The sequence below is a fragment of the Cupriavidus pauculus genome (assembly GCF_008801835.1).
Taxonomy (GTDB): domain Bacteria; phylum Pseudomonadota; class Gammaproteobacteria; order Burkholderiales; family Burkholderiaceae; genus Cupriavidus; species Cupriavidus pauculus.
In genome coordinates, this window is sequence record NZ_VZOW01000010.1 from 55,595 (window position 1) to 77,426 (window position 21,832).

Here is a 21,832-nt window from a genome sequence, read left to right on the forward strand (position 1 = left end):
TCAGCCCTGCAGCAAACGCTCGCTGCGGAACAGATCGGCCGGCAGTTCGCGCTCGCGCGCCAGATGCACGGCGTCGCCGTCGACCATCACCTCCGCGGCGCGGCCGCGTGTGTTGTAGTTCGAACTCATGACAAAGCCATAGGCGCCGGCTGACATGACGGCGAGCAGGTCGCCCGGCTGCACCGCCAGAGCGCGATCGCGACCCAGCCAATCGCCCGATTCGCACACCGGGCCCACCACGTCATAGGACACTGTCGCTTCGCCGCGCGGCATCACCGGCTCGATGCGGTGATACGCCTCGTACATGGCAGGGCGCGCCAGATCGTTCATCGCCGCGTCGACGATGCAGAAATTCTTCGCCGCGCCCGGCTTCAAAAATTCCACGCGCGTAAGCAGCACGCCGGCGTTGCCCACCAGCGAGCGTCCCGGTTCGAACAGCACTTCGCGATGACCGTGCCCGCGCGCCGCCACGCGGTCGATCAGCGTGGTGGCAAAGCCAGTGATGTCCGGCGGCGTCTCGTCCGCGTAGGTGATCCCCAGGCCGCCGCCCACGTCGATATGTTGCAGCCTGATCCCTTCGGCCTCGAGTGCTTCGACGACATCGAGCACCTTGTCCAGCGCCTCAAGATACGGCGCGACTTCCGTGATCTGCGACCCGATGTGGCAGTCGATGCCGACCACGTCGAGATGCGGCAGCGCCGCCGCAGCGCGATAGGTAGGCAGCACGTCCTCGAAGGCCACGCCGAACTTGTTGCCCTTCAGACCCGTCGAGATATACGGATGGGTCTTCGCATCGACATCGGGATTGATGCGCAGCGACACGCGCGCTCGCTTGCCCAGACGGCCGGCCACGGCGTTCAGCCGATCGAGTTCCGGAATCGACTCGACGTTGAAGCCGCGAACGTCGTGTTCCAGCGCCAGCGCCATGTCGGCTTCGCTCTTGGCGACGCCCGAGAAAACCACCTTGCGGGGGTCGCCGCCCGCCGCGATCACGCGCAGCAGCTCGCCGCCGGAAACGATGTCGAATCCCGCGCCAAGCAGCGCGAACACCTGCAGCACGGCCAGGTTGGAGTTTGCCTTGACCGCGTACTGCACGTGCGCATTGCGGCCCTTGCAGGCGGCGGCGTACGCGCCGTACGCGGCGGTCAGCGCCGCGCGGGAATAGACGAAAGTGGGGGTGCCGAATGCCGCGGCGATTTGCGCCAGCGGTACTTGCTCGACGGCGAGGGCGCCATCTTTGCCGCGATGAAAAAAATCAGTCATGTTCTGGTACGCACTCAACGTGCGGAGGGGGCGGAGGTGCCTTTTGCGGGCTCCACGGGGGCTGGTGCCGATGTCGCCGGGTCATTGGCAGGGCGGGCTGCCGGAGGCGTGGCGCCCGGTTGGCCCAGGCCCGGATCGGCCACGGCTGGCGGCGTGGGCTCTGGCGGCACCTTCGGCATGTACAGCGGGCCGCGAATGCCGCAGCCGGCAAGGGTCATCGCGAGCGTGGCGGCAAACGCCGATACAATCGCACCACGACGCAGCATCGGGGAGTCCTTCATTGTCTGGATGGCTTCTGGATGGCTGTCGGAAGCCTGACGCTTCCACGATTTCCATCAATTTGATGCCGGCGCATTGGCCTGTCGGGACGGGCTGCCGGCGGCCTTGGAGTGTAGCATGCCCCCCCTCAATGAAACCGAGTTCCTGGCCCTGGCCGGTGCGGCCCTGGATCAGCTTGAAACGGCCATCGAAGCCGCCGCCGACGCCGCCGATGCCGATATCGAGATAAACCGCACGGGCAACGTCATGGAGCTGGAATTCGAAGACGGCTCCAAGATCATCGTCAACAGCCAGGCGCCAATGCAGGAACTCTGGGTGGCCGCCAAGGCCGGCGGTTTCCACTTTCGGCACGATGGCGGCAAATGGGTCGATACGCGCAGCGGCGCCGAGCTTTATGCCGCGCTGTCGGGGTATGTGAGCCAGCAGGCGGGCGCGGCTTTGACGCTGAAGTAGGCCGTCCCGCGCACAAAAAAACCGGCCGCGAGGGCCGGTTTTTTTGTGCGCGGGACGGTTACGCGCCGCCAAACATTTCCAGAATCTTTTTCTTCTCCGCCTCGGTGTCCTGCGGCGGGCGCGAGCTTTCCTCCGGCTTGCCGGGCCACGGATCGCCCAGGCCGACAGACGCCACGCCAGCGCCACCGGCATTTTCCTCGAGCGTCCAGTCGCCGGCCACCATGACCACGCCTTCCGGCGCCTGACGTTCGGGGCTTTCCGGTACGCCCTTGAGCGCCTTGCTCATATACCCGACCCAGATCGGCAACGCGAGGCCGCCGCCGGTTTCGCGCACGCCCAGGCTCTTGGGCTGGTCGTATCCCATCCAGGCGATGGCCACGAGCTTCGGCGTGTAGCCGGCGAACCAGGCGTCGACGGCGTCATTGGTGGTGCCGGTCTTGCCCGCCAGGTCGTTGCGTCCCAGGCGCTGTTTGGCGGGATTCGCCGTGCCGCTGCGCACCACTTCGCGCAGCATGCTGTCCGCAATGAACGCGGTGCGCGCGTCCAGCACGCGCACGGCATCCTCATTGGCCTTTTGCGGATGGGTTTCCGAAATCACCTTGCCGCGCGAATCCTCCACGCGCTGGATCAAGTACGGATTCACGCGATAGCCGCCGTTGGCAAATACCGAGTAGGCGCCGGCCATTTGCAGCGGCGTCACGCTGCCGGCGCCGAGCGCCATCGGCAAGTAGGCGGGATGCTTGTCGGCCTCGAAGCCGAAGCGCGTAATGTAGTCCTGCGCATATTGCGTGCCGATGGCGCGCAGGATACGCACGGACACCAGGTTCTTCGATTTCGCCAGTGCGCGGCGCATGGTCATCGGGCCTTCGAACTTGCCATCGTAGTTCTTGGGCTCCCATACCTGTCCACCGGTGTCGGGACCGATCGTCAGCGGCGCATCGTTGATCACCGTCGCCGGCGAAAAGCCCTTTTCCAGTGCGGCGGTGTAGATGAACGGCTTGAAGCTCGAACCGGGTTGGCGCCAAGCCTGCGTCACGTGATTGAACTTGTTGCGGTTGAAATCGAAGCCGCCGACCATCGACCGGATCGAGCCGTCCTCGGGGCTCAGCGAGATGAACGCGGCCGCCACTTCCGGCAATTGCGTGACCGACCACGAGTTGTCCTTGGCGTCCTGCGTCACGCGGATGATGGCGCCGGGACGGATCTTTACCTTGGGCTGCGCGTTGGCCGACAGCGACGGCGCGATAAAGCGCAGCGCCGTGCCTTCGATGGTCGCCACCTCGCCGGACAGCAGCGTTGCCTTGACCTGCTTGGGCGTGACCGATGTCACCACGGCCGAACGCAGATCGTCGCTGCCGGGATGTTCGACCAGCGCGTCGTCGATCGCTTGCTCGCGTTCCGCGCTGTCCGACGGCAGATCGATGAAGGCTTCCGGGCCGCGATAGCCGTGCTTGCGCTCGTAGGTCATGATGCCGCTGCGCACGGCCTCGTACGCGGCATCCTGATCCGTCTTGGTCAGCGTGGTGTAGACCGTCAGGCCGCGCGTATAGGTTTCTTCGCGGTATTGCGCGTACATCAGCTGGCGCACGATTTCCGCCACGTATTCGGCGTGCGTCGAGAATTCATTGCCTTCGCTGCGCACCTTCAGTTCTTCGCGCACGGCCTGGTCGTACTGCTCGGGCGTGATGTAGTGCAGATCGCGCATGCGCTGCAGGATGTATTCCTGGCGCACCTTTGCGCGGCGCGGATTGACCACCGGGTTATAGGCCGACGGCGCCTTGGGCAGGCCGGCCAGCATGGCGGCTTCTGCCGGCGTCACGTCCTTGATCGACTTGCCGAAATACACGCGCGCGGCGCTGGCAAAGCCATAGGCGCGCTGTCCCAGATAGATCTGGTTCATGTACAGCTCGAGAATCTGATCCTTGTTCAGGTTGGCCTCGATCTTGTAGGCCAGCAGCATCTCGTAGATCTTGCGCGTATAAGTCTTTTCGCTCGACAGGAAGAAGTTGCGGGCCACCTGCATGGTGATCGTCGAGGCGCCCTGCGACAACCCGCCGCGCAGGTTGGCCAGGCCCGCGCGCAGCACGCCCACGAAATCGACGCCGCCGTGTTCGTAGAAGCGGTCGTCCTCGATGGCGAGCACCGCCTTCTTCATGACATCGGGAATCTCGGTGATCGGCACGAAGTTGCGGCGCTCTTCGCCGAATTCGCCTATCAGCACGTTGTCGGCCGTATAGATCCGCAACGGAATCTTCGGCCGGTAGTCGGTGATGGTATCCAGCGAGGGCAGGTTCGGCGCCGCGACGACCAGTGCATAGCCCACCAGCAGCGCCACGGCGACAGCGCCCGCGACAAGCAGTCCGAGTACCCAGAACGTGATCCGCATCCATAGCGGACGGCGGACGGGAAGGGACGGCTTCTGTTGTGCTGTGGCCATAAGGGTTTACCTAATAAGAGTGCCCGGATTATATCGTCGGCACTCCCCGGTTCCTCATGCGCAGTGCCGCCGAAGCCGCTATGCCGCTGTTACAAGATGTAATGCCGTTGATATCAGGCTGTCACGCCGTGAAGAGGGCAGGCGCGGCGCGGGTTTGCGGGCGGTGCCAGGCAGTGGAACGGGCGCTTCAATCGGTGGGGTGTGAGGCGGCGAGAAGTCGCTCTTGCACAACGGAGTGCGACGGGCCTGTGACCGGCTTTCGGGCATTCGTCGGATTTTGGCAACGCGGCCCCGAAAAAGAAAGCGTGGTCGAACCGGCACATTGCCAGCGCCTCCGGATTTTGTGAGAATCCACGAACATAAAAGAGCAAACGTTTCATCCAAGAAACTGGCTCGCACCATTAGAGCAGACATGCCGTGGGCGAGTTCAAATGTCAGGGGGTCACCTTGCGACGGGGCATCTTGTCGGGTCTTCTACGCCGAACTACGGTCGGCGTAGATATTGGGTCGTCCAGCGTAAAGGTCGTCGAGCTGTCCGTGGGGACGGGCAAGAACGACTTCAGGCTGGAAAAATGCGCCAGCGAACTGCTGGACCGCAACGCCGTTGCCGATGGCAACGTGGTCAACATCGAAGCCGTGGGCATCGCGCTGAAACGCGCGCTCGGCAAGGCCGGCATCCGCACCAAGGACGTCGTGCTTGGCGTGCCGTCCATGCTGACGGAATCCCAGACGGTCAGTCTTCCGGACAACCTGTCCGAGGACGAACTTTATTCGCAGGTCGAATCCGAGGCGCATCGCCTCTATCCGCCTTCGCAGGCGGTGAATTTCGACTTCGCGGTGATTGGTCCCAGCGAAACGGAAGGCGGCATCGGCGTACGCGTCACGGCCGCCAACAGTGATCGTGTCCAGGAACGCGTGACAGCGGCCGAGATGGCCGGCCTGAAACCGCAGGTCATGGATGTGGAGGAATACGCCGTGCAGCGTTCGGTCGTGCAGATGCTGGGCGTTCCCGCCAGCCTGACCGAGACCGATGCCAAGGACCTGCCCGTGGTGGCGGTCGTCCATCTTGGCGGAAGCCGCTCCAAGGCCATTTTCTACCAGGGCTGGAAGGAACTGTACGAGCAGCCGCTGAACAGCTACGGCGACCAGCTCACGCAGAGTGCGGCACGCATGTTCACGCTCGATGCGCTCAAGGCAGAGATCAAGAAGCGCAAGAACACGCTGCCCGAAGCCTGGCGCGCGCAACTGCTCAAGCCGTCGCTCGAGGCATTGGCGATGGAAGTGCAGGGCGCCATCGGCAACTTCATCGCCAGTTCCAGCCTCGGTCGCGTCGACGAAATCCTCCTGTCTGGCGGGCACGCGTCGCTGCTAGGCGTCCAGGCAGCGATCCAGCAGCAGACGCAGATCACGACCACGCTGGCCAATCCCTTCGCAAACATGACGACCGCAGGCAAGGTCAACGAGCGCTATCTCCAGCGCGACCTGCCTGCCTACATCGTCAGTGCGGGACTGGCGCTGCGCGGACTGCAATAACCCATCGAGGGGACACGCATGTCCACGACGACGAATACCATTCCGTCGGTCAACCTGCTGCCGTATCACGAGGCCCGCAAGGCGGCCCGGCGCAAGAAGGTCTACACCATGCTGGGCGGCGCCGCGGGCGCCGGCGTGCTCGTGGTGTTGCTCGGGGGTTTCTACATCGATGCACAGATCGATGAAGTGACCCGGCTGAATCAGACCCTGAAGACCGAAAACGCCCGCATGGACGGGCAGATCGCCGAAGTCAATTCGCTCAAGAAGGACATCGAATCGCTGCTGGACCGGCAGCGCGCCATCGAAAGCCTGCAGGCGCAGCGCAACCTGCCGGTGCAACTGCTGGAGGAGCTGGTGCGACAGGTGCCAGAAGGCGTGTACCTGACCAGTCTCAAGCAGACCGGCGACGACTTCGTCATGGCTGGCGTTGCGCAATCCAACGAGCGCGTATCGGAACTGCTGCGCAATATCGGTCAGGTGCAGTGGCTGGATCGCGCCGAGCTGGTGGAATCGAAGGCCATCACCATGACCAACAATCTGCGGGAGCAGCGCAGATTGTTCGACTTCTCGATGCGCTTTTCCTACCGCGCACCGGAGCAGCCTGCCGACAAGAAGGGCGCCGGCGGGGCCTCGGGCGCCGCTGCCAAAGCCGCGAAGGACAAGGTCTGACCATGGCGCTCAATTCCGATATTTCCCTGCAGGACCTGACCACGCAATTTCGCGGTCTGAACCTGAACGAGCCGGAAACCTGGCCCGCAGCGCCGCGCGTGCTGTTTTCGATTCTTGCTGCGGTGATCGTGCTGATTCTGGGCTGGCAGTTCTACTGGACCGACAAGAGCGACGAACTCGATCGCAGGCACGCCGAAAACGCGACGCTGAAGACGCAGTTCAAGACCAAGGTCGCCCAGGTGGCCAACCTCGACGAACTGCGCAAGCAAAAGGTCGAGGTCGAAAAGCGCGTGGCCCTTGCCGAACGGCAACTGCCGAACAGCACCGAAATGGATGCGTTGCTGGCTGACGTGAATCACGCCGGCGTGGCGCGCGGGCTCCAGTTCGAACTGTTCAAGCCGCAGCCCGCCACGGTAAAGCCTTACTTCGCCGAGATTCCGGTCAACCTGAAGGTTACGGGCCGCTACCACGATGTTGCGCTGTTCAATGCCGACGTCGCCGCGTTGTCGCGGATCGTTTCGATGCGAAACCTGAACATGTCGGTGGCCAAGGACGGCACGCTATCGATGGAAGCCGTTGCCATGGCTTATCGTGCGCTGGATCCTGACGAGCAGGCCGCACAGCGTCGCGCCGCGGCCGACGCGGCCGCCAAGAAGACCAAGGCGGGAGGCGCCAAATGAGCCCTGTCCGCGTGAATCGAGTTCGCCTGCTTGCGTGGCGCACGCTTGGCGTCGCCGCCTTTACGGTCATCGCGCTGGGCGGCTGCGGATCCAGCGACGACGAAGGCCTGCGCCAATGGATGAGCCAGACCCGTGCCGCCAAGGCGCCGCCGCCCGAGCCCCTGCCCGACGTCAAGCCGTATGTGCCGCGCGAGTATGGTGGTCGCGCATCGCCGGAGCCCTTCGCGCAGACGAAGATCGGCGAACTGAACAGAACGATGTCCGAGTCGCCGGAGGCCGGACGGCGACACGAGCCGCTCGAAGATTTTCCGCTGGAAAACTTCAAGATGCTCGGGATGCTGAAGAAGAACGGCGAGACCTACGGTGTCGTACGCGTAGATAACAAGATCCATCACGTAAAGGTGGGTCAGTATCTCGGCCAGAGTTACGGCCGGGTGGTCCGCATCACCGATCAAGAGATCGTGTTGCGCGAATTGGTTCGGGAAGGGGTCTCAGATTGGAAAGAGAAAATGACCAGCCTGAAGCTGGAGGCATCCGCATGATCACCGTACGTTGGGTCCGGGCGCTTGCGGGCGCTGCAGCGATGGCGCTGGTGCTGGCCTCTCCGGCCGCATTGGCACAGAAGAATCAGCTCAGGCAGGTGGAAGCCAACGTCGTGGGCGAGCAGACCGTGTTTACGGTCGACCTGCAGGGTCCGCTCGCGCAGAAACCGGTGGATTTCACAACCCAGAATCCCGCCAAGATCGCGATCGATTTTTTCGATACGGGATTTGGCGCTGGGCGTGCGCAGTACGAGTACGCCGGCAAGCTGCTCAAGAGCGCAAACGTGATGCAGATCGGGGACCGCACGCGGGTTGTGCTGAACCTGAGCCGCACTACCACCTACCGGACCGAAATGCGCGGCACGCAGTACGTCGTGCTGCTCGATAACGTGGTGCAGGCGCCCAATGCCGCGGCGCCGACGTTCGCGCCCACGGCTGCCGCGGCCGCCGCAGCCCAGTCGATGGCGGTCAACCGGCCGTCGGTGCGCAATATCGACTTCCGCCGCGCGCAGGACGGTGCGGGCCGCATCGTGGTCGATCTCTCGTCGCGCGATTCGGGTATCAACATCGCGCAACAGGGACAGAACCTGGTGGTCGATTTCATGGGCACCTCGCTGCCAACGGATTTGCGTCGCCGCTTCGATGTCACGGACTTCGGCACGCCGGTCCAGGCCATGCGCGCCGCAGACACCAATGGCAGCGCGCGCCTGACCATCGAGCCGCGCGGCAACTGGGAATACAGCTCGTACCAGACCGACAACCAGTTCGTCGTGGAAGTCCGCCAGGTCAAGGAAGATCCGAACAAGCTGATCTCGGGCCAGGGCTATCGCGGCGAGCGCCTGTCGCTGAACTTCCAGAACATCGACATCCGCTCGTTGCTGCAGGTGTTCGCCGACTTCACGAACCTGAACATCATCACCAGCGATACCGTGCAGGGCAACCTGACGCTGCGTCTCAAGGATGTTCCGTGGGACCAGGCCCTGCAGATCGTCATGGATTCGAAGGGTCTTGCCTCGCGCCGCAACGGCAACGTGCTGTGGGTGGCACCGAAGGCTGAACTTGCCACCAAGGAAAAGCTGGAACTCGAGTCGCTGCAGCAGATCAACGAACTCGAGCCGATCCGCAGCCAGGTCTTCCAGCTGAACTACCAGCGCGCCGACGACGTGCGCCGGATGCTGCTGGGCATGCCGGCGACCGGTGGCGCGGGCGGCGGTGCGGCGCCGGTGGCCGCGGTGGGCGGCGCTGGCGCAATGGGCGTGACGCGCATGCTGTCCAAGCGTGGCTCGCTGACGGCGGACCCGCGTACCAACCAGCTGTTCGTGTCCGATATCGCGGGCAAGCTGGAAGAGGTGCAGATCTTCCTGCAGAAGATCGACATCCCCGTGCGCCAGGTGATCATCGAGGCGCGTATCGTCGAAGCCAGCGACACCTTCAGTCGCAACCTTGGCGTGAAGCTTGGTTTCGCCTTGCCACGCGCCGGTAGCGCGCTTGGCAACACGTACCAGAACGTTGCGTCGCCGTTCACGCAGGATGCCAAGTGGGATAACAGCCCGGCGTTGAGCCTGCCCGCGGCAGCCATCAACGGCACCAATCCGGCATCGGTGGCATTCAGCATCTTCAATGCCGGTGCGGGTCGTTTCCTCGACCTGGAACTGTCCGCGCTCGAGGCGGACGGCAAAGGCAAGATCATCTCCAGCCCGCGCGTCGTGACGGCCAACAACATCAAGGCCCTGATCGAACAGGGCACGGAGCTGCCGTACCAATCGGCCACCTCCAGCGGCGCCACGTCGATCCAGTTCCGCAAGGCCAACCTGAAACTGGAAGTCACCCCGCAGATCACGCCGGAAGGCAACGTGCTGCTGGACGTCGACGTCAACAAGGACAGCGTGGGCATCCAGACCGTCAACGGCTTCGCCATCGACACCAAGCACGTGCAGACGCAGGTGCTGGTGGAGAACGGCGGCACCGTGGTGATCGGCGGCATCTATAGTCAGGAAGAATCGAACAACTACAACAAGGTGCCGTGGCTGGGCGACATCCCGGTGCTGGGCAATCTGTTCAAGAACAACGCCAAGGTCAACAACCGGACGGAACTGCTGGTGTTCCTGACCCCACGTATCCTGAACGACAGCGTGTCGCTGAAATAATGCCGGCCGGGTGCAGCACAAAGCCCGGATGCAGTAGACTGGCAGGCCGCGTCGGATTCGGACGCGGCTTTTTTCATTTTGGCGGCATCGTTAGTGGTGGCGACAGCCAGCCGCGGCGGGCCCGTTGCGATGATGCACAATGGCGGATGCATCACGTCGAGACGGACCTGGCCCTGACGGTCGGCGTGTCGATGCCCCAAGCCTTATCGTGCAAGACAGTCCAGTGACAGCCAATCGCCCGAACCTATTCTTTGTTGGCCTGATGGGCGCCGGCAAGACTACCGTCGGCCGCACCGTGGCCCGGCGCCTCAACTATCCGTTCTTCGATTCGGACCATGAACTCGAGGCGCGTTGTGGCGTGCGCATTCCGATCATTTTCGAGCACGAAGGCGAGGCCGGATTTCGCGACCGCGAGGCGCAGATCATTGCCGAACTGACCGCGCAGCAGGGCATCGTCCTGGCCACTGGCGGCGGTGCGGTGCTGCGTCCGGCCAACCGCGAGGCGCTCAAGGCCAACGGCACGGTGGTCTATCTGCGCGCCAGTCCGCACGATCTATGGCTGCGAACGCGCCATGACCGCAATCGGCCGCTATTGCAGACCGAGGATCCGAAGGGGCGCCTTGAGGCGCTCTATGCGCAGCGCGATCCGCTCTATCGCGAAGTCGCCGATTTCGTCATCGAAACCGGCAAGCCGACCGTGGCGCAGCTTGCTAATATGGTTCTTATGCAACTTGAAATGGCCGGTTTCACGTTTGCCCCCGCAGATTCCGAATGCGAATCCGCTGCCGATGCGGCGACTGGACAACCGGCGCAGGACACCCATTCATGATTACGTTGGAAGTCGATCTCGGGACGCGAAGCTACCCGATCCATATCGGCAGCGGCCTGCTGGACCGCGCCGACCTGCTGCAGCCGCATATCCGCGGCCAGCACGCCGTCATCGTGACCAATGAAACGGTCGGTCCGCTGTACGCGGCGCGCGTCGAAGCCGCCTTGAGCGGCCTGGGCAAGACCGTGCGAACCGTGGTGCTGCCCGACGGCGAGCGGTTCAAGCAATGGGAAACGCTCAACCTGATTTTCGACGCACTGCTGAAGGCGGGCGCCGACCGCAAGACCACGCTGATTGCCCTTGGCGGCGGCGTGGTGGGCGACATGACCGGGTTTGCCGCAGCCTGCTACATGCGCGGCGTGCCGTTCGTGCAGATGCCGACCACGTTGCTGGCGCAGGTCGATTCGTCGGTCGGCGGCAAGACGGGCATCAACCACCCGCTGGGCAAGAACATGATCGGGGCGTTCCATCAGCCCAACGCCGTGATCGCGGACATCGATACGCTGCGCACGCTGCCATCGCGCGAACTCGCGGCAGGGCTCGCCGAGGTCATCAAGCACGGCGCGATTGCTGACGCCGATTACTTCGGCTGGATCGAGCAGAACATCGCGGCGCTCAATGCGTGCGACGCCAGCCTGATGGCGCAGGCCGTGCGACGTTCGTGCGAGATCAAGGCAGGCGTCGTGGCGCAGGACGAACGCGAGGGCGGGCTGCGCGCCATCCTCAATTTCGGCCATACGTTCGGACATGCAATCGAAGCTGGCATGGGCTATGGCGAGTGGCTGCACGGCGAGGCCGTCGGCTGCGGCATGGTGATGGCGGCAGATCTTTCGCATCGGCTTGGCTTTATTGATGTCGAAACGCGTGCGCGCATCCGCACCCTTACCCAGGCGGCGATGCTGCCCATCGTGGCGCCGGATCTCGGCGTCGACCGTTACGTCGAATTAATGAAGGTGGACAAGAAGGCGGAGGCGGGCAGCATCAAGTTCATCCTGCTGCGCAAGCTCGGCGAGGCCTTCATCACCACCGTGCCGGATCAGGATCTGCGCGACACGCTGCGTCACGCGGTACTGAAACCGCCAACCGAGGCGCCAGTCGCCTGAGCGATTGGTTATGCCTTGCAACCCTGAACCACCCAACGGATTACTGGATTGCCCGCATGACCACTCAAGTGACTGACCTCGAAGCGCATCTCGCGCCCTACGCCGCACGCTCCGCGCAAACGCGCGGCCGGGTGCATGCGGAGCCGGCGTCGTCGTCGCGCAGTGAATTTCAGCGCGATCGTGACCGCGTCATCCACAGCACCGCATTTCGCCGGCTCGAATACAAGACTCAGGTCTTCGTGAACCATGAAGGCGACCTGTTCCGCACACGGCTGACCCATAGCCTGGAAGTGGCGCAGATCGCGCGGTCGATTGCTCGAAACCTGCGGCTCAACGAAGATCTGGTCGAAGCCATCTCGCTGGCCCATGACCTCGGGCATACGCCGTTCGGCCATGCCGGCCAGGACGCGCTCAATGGCTGCATGAAGAATCACGGCGGCTTTGAACACAATCTGCAGAGCCTGCTGGTGGTCGACGAGCTCGAGGAGCGTTATGGCGGTTTCAATGGCTTGAACCTGACGTTCGAAACGCGCGAGGGCATTCTCAAGCATTGCTCGCGCGTCAACGCCGCCGCACTGGGCGAGCTTGGACGCCGCTTCCTGGAAGGCACCCAGCCCTCGCTCGAAGCGCAACTGGCCAATCTTGCCGACGAGATCGCGTACAACAATCACGATATCGACGATGGACTGCGTTCCGGCCTGCTGACACTGGAACAGCTCGACGAGGTGCCGATGTGGGCCCGGCATCGCGCCGAAGTTGCTGCCGTGTTCCCCGGTATCAATGGGCGCCGGGCGATCAATGAGACGGTCCGGCGCATGATCAACACGCTGATCATCGACCTGATAGAAACCACCGCGCGCAATATTGCGGCGGCCAATCCCAAATCGATCGACGCGGTACGCGCGGCTGGCCCGCTGGTGTCGTTCAGTCCGAAGATCCACGAGGAAGCCGCCGCACTGAAGCGTTTCCTTTTCCGTCATCTGTACCGGCATTACCTGGTCATGCGGATGTCCGCCAAGGCGCAGCGCATTATTTCAGACCTGTTCGGTGCGTTTATGCAGGACCCGCGCTTGCTCCCGCCGCAATATCAGGCGGGCCCCGGGGCGGACCAGCCGCGCCTGATCGCGCACTACATCGCCGGCATGACCGACCGCTATGCGATTCGCGAACACCGCCGCATTTTCGCGGTCAGCGAAAGCAATTCCATTGGCTGAGCGATAAACGGGGACAGATCGGGATATCATGCGCGCATCCTTGCTGATGAGTGCGCGATGGCCCGCCTTCCCCGATTCTCCCCCGCCGGTTTGCCCGTTCTAGTGTTGCAGCGCGGCAACAACCGCCAGCCGGTATTCCTCGGCCCGGAAGACTACCTCCATTACCTCGATTGCCTGCGCATGGCGGCGCGCGAGCACGAACTGGCGATCCACGCGTTCGGCCTGCGGCCCAACCATATCCACCTCGTTGCCACGCCCAAGACGCCGGAATCACTGAGTCTGACGATGCAGGCGGTGGGCCGTCGTTATGCGCGGCATTTCAATCGCGTGGCCAATCGAACGGGAACGTTGTGGGAAGGGCGTTTCCGCTCCGCTGTCATTGAGCCGGACACCTGGCTGCTCCCGGCCATGCTTTATGTCGAGGGTAATGGGATGCGCGCCGGCGACGTGACCGCGCCCGAGCACGATCGCTGGAGCAGCTACCGTCACCACGCCGGCATCGAGGCAAGCTCGATTGTGAGCGATCACTCTGCATATTGGGACATGGGAAATACGCCGTTTGAGCGCCAATCCAACTATCGCGCGCTGACTGCCGAGGGCTTGTCGGGCAAGACGCTGGAGACGTTGCGCCAGCATGCGCACAGCGGCTGGCCCTTGGGCGACGAAGCGTTTCTGGCGCAGCTTGCCCGGCACGCCACCCGCCGGATCCGTCCGCTGCCGAAAGGGCGACCTCGGAAGCACGCCGCCGAGGCCGTGGACGACGCCGGCACCGCTCCAGCCGACATGGACGCCTGAGGCGACGCACCAACGTGTCGCATTCCACCGGCACATTCGCCCGACTTTAATATGTCCCCAATTAAATTTGGATTCTGTTTGGTGCAATCTGAAATGTGTTCTGACCCCATTTAAAATTTTTGCGGGCACGAGACGATTCTCTTATAGTGGCTGCACCCACAGTCATTGTGCGGCGCGTCACGCCTGTGTACGCCGCTGCGGTCCCGCTGTCAGCCAGGCCCATCGAGAGGTTTTGCGACAGTCATCCCGTTCGGTCTGCCTTGCTGGCTCGCAGCCTTCACCGGAATTCAGCCCGTGGACCACTCGCAACAACCCACCGATCTCGCCGCCCGCCCGCAGGCCCAGGGCCTGTATGACCCGTCCAACGAGCACGACGCCTGCGGCGTCGGCATGGTTGCGCATATCAAGGGCAAGAAATCCCACGAAATCATCTCGCAAGGGCTGAAGATCCTTGAGAACCTCGATCACCGGGGTGCGGTTGGCGCTGACGCGCTGATGGGCGACGGCGCGGGCATCCTGATCCAGATTCCGGATCAGTTCTACCGCGAGGAGATGGCCAAGCAGGGCGTGAAGCTGCCGCCGGCCGGCGAATACGGCGTCGGCATGATCTTCCTGCCGAAGGAACATGCCTCGCGTCTGGCGTGCGAACAGGAACTCGAACGCACCGTGCGCCTGGAAGGCCAGGTCGTACTGGGCTGGCGCGATGTTCCGGTCGATTGCAACATGCCGATGTCGCCGACCGTGCGCACCACCGAGCCGGTGATCCGCCAGATCTTCATCGGCCGCGGTCGCGACATCATGACCACGGACGCGCTGGAACGTAAGCTCTACGTCATCCGCAAGACGGCCAGCCACGCCATCCAGGCGCTTAAGCTCAAGCATGGCAAGGAATACTTCGTGCCGTCGATGTCGGCGCGCACGGTCGTGTACAAGGGCCTGCTGCTGGCCAACCAGGTGGGCGAGTACTACCGCGACCTGCAGGATTCGCGCGCGGTGTCGGCGCTGGCACTGGTGCACCAACGCTTCTCGACCAACACGTTCCCCGCCTGGGAACTGGCCCACCCGTACCGCATGGTCGCCCACAACGGCGAAATCAACACGGTCAAGGGCAACGTGAACTGGGTGAACGCGCGTACCGGCGCGATCTCGTCGCCGGTGCTTGGCGACGACCTGCCCAAGCTCTGGCCGCTGATCTATCCGGGCCAATCGGACACGGCTTCGTTCGACAACTGTCTCGAACTGCTGACGATGGCCGGCTACCCGCTCGTCCACGCGATGATGATGATGATCCCGGAAGCCTGGGAACAGCACACACTGATGGACGACAACCGCCGTGCCTTCTACGAATACCACGCCGCGATGATGGAGCCGTGGGACGGCCCCGCCGCGATCTGCTTTACCGACGGTCGTCAGATCGGCGCCACGCTCGACCGTAACGGCCTGCGTCCGGCCCGTTTCTATGTCACCGAGGACGATTTCGTCGTGCTGGCCTCGGAAGCCGGCGTGCTGCCGTTCCCGGAGTCGCGCATCGTCCAGAAATGGCGTCTGCAGCCGGGCAAGATGTTCCTGATCGACATGGAACAGGGCCGCATCATCGACGACAAGGAACTCAAGGACAACCTGGCCAACGCCAAGCCGTACAAGAGCTGGATCGATGCCGTGCGCATCAAGCTCGACGAGATCGAAGCCAAGCCCGAGGACGTCGCCGCCGAGAAGAAGCCGGTGTCGCCGCTGCTCGATCGCCAGCAGGCATTCGGCTACACCCAGGAGGACGTCAAGTTCCTGATGGCGCCGATGGCGCTGGCCGGCGAGGAAGCCACCGGCTCGATGGGCAACGATTCGCCGCTGGCCGTGCTCTCGTCCAAGAACAAGACGCTCTATCACTACTTCAAGCAGCTGTTCGCACAGGTGACCAACCCGCCGATCGACCCGATCCGCGAGAACATGGTGATGTCGCTGGTGTCGTTCATCGGCCCCAAGCCGAACCTGCTGGAACTGAACAACATCAACCCGCCGATGCGTCTTGAAGTGGCCCAGCCCGTGCTGGACTTCAAGGACATCGCCAAGATCCGCAACATCGAGCACTACACCGGCGGCAAGTTCCGTTCGTACGAACTGAACATCTGCTATCCGGTGGCATGGGGCAAGGAAGGCATCGAGGCGCGCCTGGCGTCGCTGTGCGCCGAGGCCGTGGATGCCGTGCGTTCGGGCTACAACATCCTGATCGTGTCGGACCGCCGCGTCGACGACGGCCACGTGGCCATCCCCGCTCTGCTGGCAACGTCGGCCATCCACCATCATCTGGTGGAAAAGGGCCTGCGCACGTCCGCCGGCCTAGTGGTCGAAACCGGCTCGGCTCGCGAAGTGCATCACTTCGCGCTGCTGGCGGGTTACGGCGCGGAAGCTGTCCACCCGTACCTGGCGATGGAAACGCTGGCCGACATGGCCGCGGGCCTGTCGGGCGACCTGTCGCCGGAAAAGGCCGTCAAGAACTTCGTCAAGGCGATTGGCAAGGGCCTGTTCAAGGTGATGTCGAAGATGGGCATCTCCACGTACATGTCGTACACCGGCGCGCAGATTTTCGAAGCCATCGGCCTGTCGCGCGAACTCGTGCAAAAGTATTTCCACGGCACGCCGTCGAACGTGGAAGGCATCGGCATCTTCGAGGTGGCCGAGGAAGCGCTGCGCCTGCATCGCGATGCCTTTGGCAGCAGCCCGGTGCTGCAGAGCATGCTCGACGCCGGCGGTGAGTACGCATACCGTGTCCGCGGCGAAGAACACATGTGGACCCCGGATTCGGTCGCCAAGCTGCAGCACGCAGTGCGCGCCGACGACGGCCGTGGCCAGTACCAGACGTACAAGGAATACGCGAACATCATCAACGACCAGAGCCGCCGCCACATGACGCTGCGCGGCCTGTTCGAGTTCAAGGTCGATCCGGCCCGCGCGATTCCGCTGGACGAAGTCGAGCCCGCCAAGGAAATCGTCAAGCGCTTTGCCACGGGCGCCATGTCGCTCGGTTCGATTTCGACCGAAGCGCATGCCACGCTGGCCGTGGCGATGAACCGCATCGGCGGCAAGTCCAACACCGGTGAAGGCGGCGAGGACGAGAAGCGCTACCGCAATGAGCTGCGCGGCATCCCCATCAAGCAGGGTGATACGTTCAAGAGCGTGCTGGGCGACCACGTCGTCGAGAAGGATCTCGAGCTGAAGGACGGCGATTCGCTGCGCTCGAAGATCAAGCAGGTGGCGTCGGGCCGTTTCGGCGTGAGCGCCGAATACCTGGCATCGGCCGACCAGATCCAGATCAAGATGGCGCAGGGCGCGAAGCCGGGCGAAGGCGGCCAGTTACCGGGCCACAAGGTGTCCGACTACATCGGCAAGCTGCGCTATTCGGTGCCCGGCGTTGGCCTGATTTCGCCGCCGCCGCACCACGATATCTACTCGATCGAAGATCTGGCACAGCTGATCCACGACCTGAAGAACGTGAACCCGGCGTCGGACATCTCGGTCAAGCTGGTGTCCGAAGTGGGCGTGGGTACCGTGGCAGCCGGAGTGGCCAAGGCCAAGGCCGACCACGTGGTGATCGCCGGTCATGACGGTGGCACTGGCGCATCGCCGTGGTCGTCGATCAAGCACGCCGGCACGCCGTGGGAACTGGGCCTGGCCGAGACGCAACAGACGCTGATGCTCAACGGTCTGCGCAACCGTATCCGCGTGCAGGCCGATGGTCAGATGAAGACCGGCCGCGACGTCGTGATCGGCGCGCTGCTGGGCGCCGACGAGTTCGGTTTTGCCACCGCGCCGCTGGTGGCCGAAGGCTGCATCATGATGCGCAAGTGCCACCTGAACACCTGCCCGGTGGGCGTGGCGACGCAGGATCCGGCACTGCGCAAGAAGTTCCAGGGCAAGCCCGAGCACGTGGTGAACTTCTTCTTCTTCGTTGCCGAGGAAGCGCGCGAAATCATGGCGCAACTGGGCATCCGCACGTTTGACGAACTGATCGGCCGCGCTGACCTGCTCGACACGCGCGCCGGGATCGAGCACTGGAAGGCCCGCGGCCTGGACTTCGGCCGCATCTTCTACCAGCCGCCGTTCCCGGCCGATGTGCCGCGCTACCACACCGACGTGCAGGACCACGGTCTGTCGGTGGAAGCCGGCAAGGCACTGGACCACACGCTGATCGCCAAGGCGCGTCCGGCGATCGACAAGGGCGAACGTGTGTCGTTCATCCAGCCGGTCAAGAACGTGAACCGCACGGTCGGCGCGATGCTGTCGGGCGTGGTGGCCAAGCAGTACGGCCATGAGGGCCTGCCGGACGACACGATCCACATCCAGTTCCAGGGCACGGCCGGCCAGTCGTTCGGCGCGTTCCTGGCGCACGGCATCACGATCGACCTCGTGGGCGACGCCAACGACTACGTCGGCAAGGGTCTGTCGGGCGGCCGAGTGATCGTGCGCGCGCCGCATGAATTCCGCGGCGATCCGACGCGCAACATTATCGTCGGCAATACCGTACTGTACGGCGCAATCGCGGGCGAGGCGTTCTTCAACGGCGTGGCCGGCGAGCGTTTCGCGGTGCGTAATTCGGGCGCCACGGCCGTGGTGGAAGGCACCGGCGACCACGGTTGCGAATACATGACGGGCGGCACCGTGGTGGTGCTGGGCAGCACCGGCCGCAACTTCGCGGCGGGCATGTCGGGCGGCGTGGCCTACGTGTATGACGAGGATGGCCTGTTCGACCGTCGCTGCAATACGTCGATGGTGGCGCTGGAAGCCGTGCTGGCTTCGGCCGACCAGCAGAAGGGTCAGCCGGAAGCGCAATGGCACAAGATCGGCGGCAAGCGTCAGCTCGACGAAGTCATCCTGCGCGATCTGATCGAACAGCACTTCCGCCACACTGGTTCGGAGCGCGCCAAGGCATTGCTGGCCGACTGGACCACGGCACGCCGCAAGTTCGTCAAGGTCTTCCCGACCGAGTACAAGCGCGCGCTGGGCGAAATGTACGCCAAGGAACAGGCTGCCCGCGACAACGATCGCGAACCGGTAGCCGCCTGACCGGCAGCCACACGACGAGAGGCGCCGCGGCCCGTGCCGCGGCGCCAACAAGATACTGACCCCACGCGAGGCCGGCACGGCCGCCTCGCGCCAAGCAAGACCAAGGATGCAACATGGGTAAGGCGACTGGCTTTCTCGAATTTCCGCGCCAGAACGAAGGCTACGAACCCGTAGTCAAGCGCGTGAAGCACTACAAGGAATTCGTCTTCGCACTGTCGGACAGCGAAGCGAAGATCCAGGGCGCGCGCTGCATGGATTGCGGGATTCCGTTCTGCAACAACGGCTGCCCCGTCAACAACATCATTCCCGACTTTAACGACTTGGTGTATCGCCAGGACTGGAAGTCGGCCATCGAAGTCCTGCACCAGACCAACAATTTCCCCGAGTTCACGGGCCGCATCTGCCCGGCGCCGTGCGAGGCGGCGTGCACGCTGGGCATCAATGAACTGCCGGTCGGCATCAAGTCGATCGAGCACGCGATCATCGACAAGGCTTGGGAAGAGGGTTGGGTGGAGCCGCAGGTGCCCAAGCACAAGACGGGCAAGACGGTCGCCGTAGTGGGCTCCGGTCCCGCGGGCATGGCTGCGGCGCAGCAACTGGCGCGCGCCGGTCACGACGTGACCGTGTTCGAAAAGAACGATCGCATCGGCGGCCTACTGCGCTATGGCATTCCCGACTTCAAGATGGAGAAGGGCCTGATCGACCGCCGCATTGAACAGATGCAGGCCGAAGGCGTGACGTTCCGCCCGGGAGTGATGGTGACCGATGGCGACAAGCTGCCGGCCGGCATCAAGAACTACGCGCGTGAAACGGTCTCGGCCCAGGCGCTGATGGAACAGTTCGACGCCGTGGTGCTGGCCGGCGGCGCCGAAGTGCCGCGCGACCTGCCGGTGCCGGGGCGCGATCTGGCCGGCGTGCACTACGCGCTGGAAATGCTGATCCCGCAGAACAAGGAAGTGGCCGGCGACGGCATCAACGAAATCCGCGCCGACGGCAAGCACGTGATCGTGATCGGCGGCGGCGACACGGGTTCCGATTGCGTGGGCACGTCGAACCGTCACGGTGCCGCATCGGTGACGCAATTCGAACTGCTGCCGCAACCGCCCGAAGAAGAGAACAAGCCGCTGGTCTGGCCGTACTGGCCGATCAAGCTGCGCACGTCGTCGTCGCACGACGAGGGCTGCTCGCGCGACTGGTCGATCGCCACCAAGGAATTCATCGGCGAAAACGGCAAGGTCACCGCGCTGAAGGCATGCCGCGTGGAGTGGAAGGACGGCAAGATGCAGGAAGTGCCGGGCAGCGAGTTCGTGCTGCCGGCAGACCTGGTGCTGCTGGCGATGGGCTTCACCAACCCGGTGGGTTCGGTGCTCGATGCGTTTGGCGTGGACACCGATGCGCGCAAGAACGCCAAGGCGTCGACCGATGGCGACCGTGCGTACTACACCAACGTGCCGAAGGTGTTTGCCGCCGGCGACGTGCGTCGCGGCCAGTCGCTGGTGGTCTGGGCGATCCGCGAAGGTCGCCAGGCCGCCCGTTCGGTCGACACGTTCCTGATGGGACACTCCGAGCTGCCGCGCTGATCGCGCGTTGTAGGTAAAAAAGCCCGCACGGGGTTCTCCGGGCGGGCTTTTTGTTTTGGGACACGGTAGATCAGGGTCCTATGGCGTTTCCCATACCCCCGCCTCGATTGCCCGCTCCAGCATGCCGATGGTCAGTGGCAGCCTCTCGTACTTTTGACGAGTTTTCCGCGAGAACGGCATGGCGAGGATCTCGAGCAGATTGAAGCCCTCCGCGCAGAAGTAACGCTGAAACGCGTAGTCGCCACGATCGATGCCAAAGTGCTCGAGTAATTTCTCCATGAATTCAAAGGCTTCGTCGCCCGTTAGGTCCAGGTCGCGTTCAAGGCTGTCGGTGCGGGAAATGCGTCTGCCTTCCGGAAGGCCAGTGCTTTGTCGAATAAAAGCGGTAAGTGTCGCAAGCGTAGCGTCTGTCATGAGAAGACCTTGTCCAGAAGTAATTCTCCGGGCGAAAGACTTTCGTGGATGCCATAGCGATAGGTGTTGCCCATACATAGCTCTAACTCTATTGAGCGGGAAACCGTGTCGCCATGCCGCCGGTGAAGAAATCGGACTTCAGCGAGTTCCCGGTCGGACTTGCTGCACGTCAAATACCGGGCGAGATGTTTGGTCACTCAACCTGTCAGCCTCCCGTCAACCGCCGAATCTACGCTCCATGAGGATGGCGTCGGCGCCGTAGGCGGCCAGTTTGTGGGCGTGGGGAGCGGCTTCGTGTGCGGTGAGCGGGGCGTACCCGATCCTGCGCCACCAGGTGGCGGCCGATTGTACGGCGATCAGGCGTGACGAGGTCAGGCCAAGTGCGCGGGCCGACTGTTCGGCGGTGGCGTATAGGCGGGCGGCCAGGCCGGTGCCTTGGCCGGCCGGCGCCACGGCCATGTCGTGGACGAACCAGGTCAGGGGAGTGGCGGGTGGCCAGTCGCGCGCGAGCACGCCGTCGAGCGCCGGGAGCGTGGCCTCCGGCCAGGCGTGGGTGAACAGGTAGGCGGCCAGTCGGCCTTCGGGCAGGGCAGCCACCCAGCAGGTGGCGGGCGACAGGCGTAGCCGGCTTGCCAGCGCCTGCCGGGTTTCGATCAGACCATTGCCATAGCACTGCGCCTGGACCGCGAGCACGGCAGGCAAATCGGCCTCTTGCATGAGGCGCACGATGATTTCGGACATCCCGTGATTATACGAACGCTCACATCCGGGTCCTCCCGGAGAGCGTTTACGCGGTCTGTGCCCGCTCTCGTATTGTCCCTACAATTTCTCCAAAA

The 21,832-nt window shown here is 63.6% G+C and carries 17 protein-coding genes; 12 read left to right on the forward strand and 5 right to left on the reverse strand.

What is annotated here, in order from left to right:
- Together lysA and lptM are read right to left on the reverse strand one after the other, a co-directional pair.
- Positions 1–1,263 (reverse strand): diaminopimelate decarboxylase, encoded by a 1,263-nt coding sequence (lysA, locus tag F7R19_RS12985; protein ID WP_150980916.1) that lies wholly within the window; start codon positions 1,261–1,263, stop codon positions 1–3.
- Between the two features lie 14 nt (positions 1,264–1,277).
- Positions 1,278–1,544 (reverse strand): LPS translocon maturation chaperone LptM, encoded by a 267-nt coding sequence (lptM, locus tag F7R19_RS12990; RefSeq protein ID WP_061956510.1) that lies wholly within the window; start codon positions 1,542–1,544, stop codon positions 1,278–1,280.
- Between the two features lie 115 nt (positions 1,545–1,659).
- Between lptM and cyaY the strand changes: the two genes are divergently transcribed.
- Positions 1,660–1,995, forward strand: a complete 336-nt coding sequence (gene cyaY / locus F7R19_RS12995; RefSeq protein WP_150980917.1) for an iron donor protein CyaY — start codon at positions 1,660–1,662, stop codon at positions 1,993–1,995.
- 58 nt (positions 1,996–2,053) lie between these two features.
- On the opposite strand, the gene F7R19_RS13000 is transcribed toward cyaY, so the two are convergent.
- The gene (locus F7R19_RS13000; RefSeq protein WP_061956505.1) at positions 2,054–4,432 is read right to left on the reverse strand and encodes a penicillin-binding protein 1A; all 2,379 of its coding nucleotides are present in this window, start codon (positions 4,430–4,432) and stop codon (positions 2,054–2,056) included.
- A gap of 462 nt (positions 4,433–4,894) precedes the next feature.
- Between F7R19_RS13000 and pilM the strand changes: the two genes are divergently transcribed.
- From pilM to F7R19_RS13055, 11 genes are all read left to right on the forward strand, one after another.
- Entirely contained in the window at positions 4,895–5,965 is a 1,071-nt protein-coding gene (pilM, locus tag F7R19_RS13005; RefSeq protein WP_200899015.1) for a type IV pilus assembly protein PilM, read from the forward strand.
- Between the two features lie 18 nt (positions 5,966–5,983).
- Positions 5,984–6,634, forward strand: coding sequence for a PilN domain-containing protein (locus F7R19_RS13010; protein ID WP_150980918.1), 651 nt, complete (start codon positions 5,984–5,986; stop codon positions 6,632–6,634).
- Positions 6,635–6,636: 2 nt separating this feature from the next.
- The gene (locus tag F7R19_RS13015; RefSeq protein WP_061956501.1) at positions 6,637–7,314 is read left to right on the forward strand and encodes a type IV pilus inner membrane component PilO; all 678 of its coding nucleotides are present in this window, start codon (positions 6,637–6,639) and stop codon (positions 7,312–7,314) included.
- On the forward strand, positions 7,311–7,856 hold the full coding sequence (locus tag F7R19_RS13020; protein WP_150980919.1) for a pilus assembly protein PilP: 546 nt from the start codon (positions 7,311–7,313) through the stop codon (positions 7,854–7,856). Before F7R19_RS13015 ends, F7R19_RS13020 begins: the two co-directional genes overlap by 4 nt.
- A complete protein-coding gene (gene pilQ, locus F7R19_RS13025) occupies positions 7,853–10,003 on the forward strand; it encodes a type IV pilus secretin PilQ (RefSeq protein WP_150980920.1) in 2,151 nt (716 codons plus the stop codon). The genes F7R19_RS13020 and pilQ overlap by 4 nt, the downstream gene beginning before the upstream one ends.
- Before the next feature lie 223 nt (positions 10,004–10,226).
- Positions 10,227–10,832: a shikimate kinase gene (locus F7R19_RS13030; RefSeq protein WP_099047563.1), complete on the forward strand. Its 606-nt coding sequence runs from the start codon at positions 10,227–10,229 to the stop codon at positions 10,830–10,832.
- Positions 10,829–11,935, forward strand: a complete 1,107-nt coding sequence (gene aroB / locus F7R19_RS13035) for a 3-dehydroquinate synthase (protein ID WP_150980921.1) — start codon at positions 10,829–10,831, stop codon at positions 11,933–11,935. Before F7R19_RS13030 ends, aroB begins: the two co-directional genes overlap by 4 nt.
- Before the next feature lie 56 nt (positions 11,936–11,991).
- Positions 11,992–13,149 (forward strand): deoxyguanosinetriphosphate triphosphohydrolase, encoded by a 1,158-nt coding sequence (locus tag F7R19_RS13040; protein WP_061956491.1) that lies wholly within the window; start codon positions 11,992–11,994, stop codon positions 13,147–13,149.
- A gap of 57 nt (positions 13,150–13,206) precedes the next feature.
- Positions 13,207–13,944 carry a transposase gene (locus tag F7R19_RS13045; protein WP_150980922.1) on the forward strand — a complete coding sequence of 246 codons (738 nt, stop codon included), beginning with the start codon at positions 13,207–13,209 and terminating at the stop codon, positions 13,942–13,944.
- A gap of 390 nt (positions 13,945–14,334) precedes the next feature.
- Positions 14,335–19,002 (forward strand): glutamate synthase-related protein, encoded by a 4,668-nt coding sequence (locus tag F7R19_RS13050; RefSeq protein ID WP_223505922.1) that lies wholly within the window; start codon positions 14,335–14,337, stop codon positions 19,000–19,002.
- A gap of 113 nt (positions 19,003–19,115) precedes the next feature.
- Positions 19,116–20,582, forward strand: coding sequence for a glutamate synthase subunit beta (locus tag F7R19_RS13055; RefSeq protein ID WP_061956485.1), 1,467 nt, complete (start codon positions 19,116–19,118; stop codon positions 20,580–20,582).
- 78 nt (positions 20,583–20,660) lie between these two features.
- Here the strand turns inward: F7R19_RS13055 and F7R19_RS13060 are convergent, their stop codons facing one another.
- Complete coding sequence (locus F7R19_RS13060) at positions 20,661–20,996, reverse strand: DUF1493 family protein (protein ID WP_170292590.1); 336 nt, start codon at positions 20,994–20,996, stop codon at positions 20,661–20,663.
- A 216-nt stretch (positions 20,997–21,212) separates the two neighbouring features.
- Positions 21,213–21,737, reverse strand: a complete 525-nt coding sequence (locus tag F7R19_RS13065) for a GNAT family N-acetyltransferase (protein WP_150980924.1) — start codon at positions 21,735–21,737, stop codon at positions 21,213–21,215.
- Positions 21,738–21,832 lie beyond the last annotated feature (95 nt).